Below are 3,344 nucleotides of genomic sequence, written 5' to 3' on the forward strand. Positions count from 1 at the left end.
GCCGCCGCGGCTGCGCCGGCGTCGGGCCCTGTGCTGACCATCAACGGCGAGAAGGTGACGCTGCCGCGCGCTGAAAACGCGCCGTCGTCGGTCCGGCCGGAGCCCAGCCTCACACTGGAGAGTCTGACGGAGGCGTTCAACCGTTTCCCTGCGACGGGTCAGCCGGAATCTGCGGCGCCGTCACAGGCCGGCCCGGCGGGGACGGACAGCGGGCGGGCGGAGGCACCGCGGGATGAACCTGCGGTGCCGGATACTGCTTCCCGCCACGAGACCGTGCAGCAGGCTGCCGCGGGCACCGGAGCAGCCCCCTCGTCGGGTCGGCGTAACCGGCGGCACCGCGCCGCCAGCAGCGCCCAGGGCTCAGCGGAGAACGCGACGATCGAGCGGGTCGCTGCAGCCGGCAGCGCTCCGGCAGCCGGTACGCAGCACATTGCAAGGGCTGCCGAGCCCGCGGCGGCACCGAAGCAGACCGAAGAGCCGATGATCCTCGGTGTCGGGGTGCCCGCCTCCGAACTCTAGGTGTCCCTTCAGGCTTCCTGCCTGCCCTACAGAACACGCCGTATCCCCAGCGGGAGCGGCGTGTTCTGTTTTTCCCGGCCGTGCGTCATGGAATGGGTATTTTCCCGCCGCGCGGTAGGGTGGGACGAAGTGACACGCGGTGCCCGTTGCGGGCTGAGATAAGACGCGTTGAACCTGATCTAGAGACGGCCGCCGGTTCCGGTGGCCCTTGGCCTAGCGGAGGGATGTCGCGGATGAGTATTCGCACGCTTGAAGAACACACCCAACACACCAAAGATCCGTCGAGCCTGCCTGCCCCGGCCCGGCTCCAGACTGTTCCGCGCGTACTGAGCGTGGCCGGAACCGACCCCACCGGTGGAGCAGGCATCCAGGCTGATCTGAAGAGCATCGGTGCGCACGGCGGGTACGGCATGGCCGTCGTTACCTCCCTCGTGGCCCAGAACACGAGGGGGGTGCGCAGCGTACACACGCCGCCTTCCGCCTTTCTGGAGGAGCAGCTGCTGGCGGTCAGTGATGACGTCACCATCGACGCGGTAAAGATCGGCATGCTCGGCGACGTGGACACCATCCGGACGGTGCGCCGATGGCTCCCGCGGGCGGCCGGCGCCGTCGTCGTCCTGGATCCTGTCATGGTGGCCACCAGCGGCGACCGGCTGCTGGCTGCCGAAGCGGAGGACGAGCTGCGGGCACTGGTTCCGCTCGCGGACCTGGTGACGCCCAATCTGGCCGAGCTTGCGGTCCTGCTGGGCGAGCCTGTCGCTCCGGACTGGGACACCGCGCTGGACCAGGGGAAGCGGCTCGCTGCAGCCACCGGCACCTCCGTCCTGGTCAAGGGCGGCCACCTCGTCGCCCGGACGGTGGGCGATGCGGAGGCCGGGGGCTGCCCCGATGCGCTCGTGGACAGCAGCGGCAGCGTCACCGTGGTGCCGGGCGCACGAGTCGGCACCCGAAACACCCACGGCACGGGCTGCTCACTGTCGGCTGCGCTGGCGACCGTCCAGGCGCGCACCGGGGACTGGGAGCAGTCGCTGGTTCTTGTGAAGCATTGGCTCCGGGGCGCGCTTGAACGCGCGGATGAACTGGAGGTGGGCGGAGGCAACGGACCCATCCACCACTTCCACCAGTTCTCCGCCGGCAGCGTGCAGAAGGTCCCGCAGGATGGCCGTCCGTTCAGCGAACTGGTCTGGGAACTCACGTCCGGCCACCGGAGCGCGATTGAAACCCTCGGATTTGTGCGGGCGCTCGGAGACGGCAGCCTGCCGGACGGGCAGTTCGCCTACTACCTTGCGCAGGACGCGCTGTACCTCGGGGAGTACTCCCGGGTGCTCGCCAGGGCCAGCGCCCTTGCACCCACCGAAGCTGAGCAGCAGTTCTGGGCGAAATCCGCCCTCAACTGCCTGGAGGTGGAGTCCGAACTGCACCGTACCTGGCTGGCCGGGCGCGAGGCACCCGGCAGGCAGGGTCCCGTGACCAAGGCGTATGTGGACCACCTGCTCGCGGCCTCCGGCAACGGCTCCTACGCCGTGCTCGTGGCGGCGGTCCTGCCGTGCTTCTGGCTCTACGCCCACGTGGGGAACGTCCTCCACGCCCAGTGGAGCGATGCGGGAGCCGACCGGGCCCACCCGTACGCGGACTGGATGGAGACCTACGCGGATCCGGCCTTCGCTGATGCCACGGCACGGGCGATCGCCTATGCCGATTCGGCATTCGAACACGCCTCGCCCGTGGACCGGGCCGCGATGATCGACGCTTTCGAAGCTTCCGCCTGGTACGAGCACGAGTTTTTCGACGCGCCGACGCGCCCGGATTTGCGGGAATCCGCGAAACTGCCGTAATCTAGATCTTCGGTGCTGCGCCCTCGTGTGACTAATTTCTGGGCGTGAAAGCGCCGTGAGTGCACAAGCACCCCTCCGGCTGCGCTGAGAACAGCGCACGGTCCCGGAACAGTTTGCAAAAAGTTCGAACGTCGAGAGAAGTGAGTTCCCAAGTGGTGTACGCGATTGTCCGCGCAGGCGGCCGCCAAGAAAAGGTTTCCGTGGGAGACCTCGTTACCCTTGACCGCGTCCCCGGTGAGGCCGGCAGCAGCTTCAAGCTGCCTGCTCTCCTTCTGGTCGACGGCGACAAGGTGACCTCAGCAGCACAGGACCTCGCAAAGGTCACTGTCACTGCCGAGATCGTCGAGAATCTTCGGGGCCCGAAGATTGTTATCCAGAAGTTCAAGAACAAGACCGGCTACAAGAAGCGCCAGGGTCACCGTTCAGAGCTCACCAAGGTCAAGATCACGGGCATCAAGTAACCCCTGGGGTTGCTCGATCCGAAGATTCTGTTTCAGAAAAAGGCAGGCATAACAGATGGCACATAAGAAGGGTGCGAGTTCCACTCGCAACGGTCGCGACTCCAACGCCCAGTACCTCGGCGTCAAGCGCTTCGGCGGACAGGTCGTCAAGGCAGGCGAAATCATCGTCCGCCAGCGCGGAACCCATTTCCACCCCGGCGCCAACGTCGGCCGTGGCGGCGACGACACGCTGTTCGCCCTGGAAGCCGGTGCCGTTGAGTTCGGTACCCGCCGTGGACGTCGCGTAGTCAACATTGTGGGTGCGGCTGCCGAGTAGTACTCGCAACCGCACACCATAGCAGCGTTACACAAAGCACTAGGGTGGGGTGAGCCAACAGGCTCGCCCCACTTTCTTTTAAGCCGGATAAACTCGGCATAGATGTGAAATTCTCAAGAGGAGTACACCGTGGCTAGCTTCGTTGACCGGGTAGTTCTGCATGTCTCGGGCGGCACCGGCGGACACGGCTGCGTCTCGGTGAAGCGGGAAAAG

Annotated in this window: 3 protein-coding genes, 1 pseudogene and 1 riboswitch; all 4 genes and pseudogenes read left to right on the plus strand. The window is 66.3% G+C overall.

The window, feature by feature from the left end; genetic code table 11:
- Nucleotides 1–519: pseudogene (locus X803_RS21585) on the plus strand (ribonuclease E/G); the annotation flags it as partial.
- A gap of 125 nt (nucleotides 520–644) precedes the next feature.
- A riboswitch (TPP riboswitch) is annotated at nucleotides 645–761 on the plus strand.
- Nucleotides 753–2,354: a bifunctional hydroxymethylpyrimidine kinase/phosphomethylpyrimidine kinase gene (locus X803_RS20010; protein ID WP_051470757.1), complete on the plus strand. Its 1,602-nt coding sequence runs from the start codon at nucleotides 753–755 to the stop codon at nucleotides 2,352–2,354. It overlaps the preceding riboswitch by 9 nt.
- 152 nt (nucleotides 2,355–2,506) lie before the next feature.
- The gene (gene rplU, locus X803_RS0113340; RefSeq protein ID WP_026545517.1) at nucleotides 2,507–2,815 is read left to right on the plus strand and encodes a 50S ribosomal protein L21; all 309 of its coding nucleotides are present in this window, start codon (nucleotides 2,507–2,509) and stop codon (nucleotides 2,813–2,815) included.
- A gap of 55 nt (nucleotides 2,816–2,870) precedes the next feature.
- Entirely contained in the window at nucleotides 2,871–3,131 is a 261-nt protein-coding gene (gene rpmA, locus X803_RS0113345) for a 50S ribosomal protein L27 (protein WP_026545518.1), read from the plus strand.
- Nucleotides 3,132–3,344 lie beyond the last annotated feature (213 nt).

This window comes from Arthrobacter sp. 35/47 (assembly GCF_000520475.1).
Lineage (GTDB): Bacteria > Actinomycetota > Actinomycetes > Actinomycetales > Micrococcaceae > Arthrobacter_D > Arthrobacter_D subterraneus.

What these genes read in the sequence shown, in the direction of transcription:
- X803_RS20010 (WP_051470757.1), top strand. Translation starts at nt 753, where the DNA reads ATGAGTATTCGCACGCTTGAAGAACACACCCAACACACCAAAGATCCG.
- rpmA (WP_026545518.1), top strand. Translation starts at nt 2,871, where the DNA reads ATGGCACATAAGAAGGGTGCGAGTTCCACTCGCAACGGTCGCGACTCC.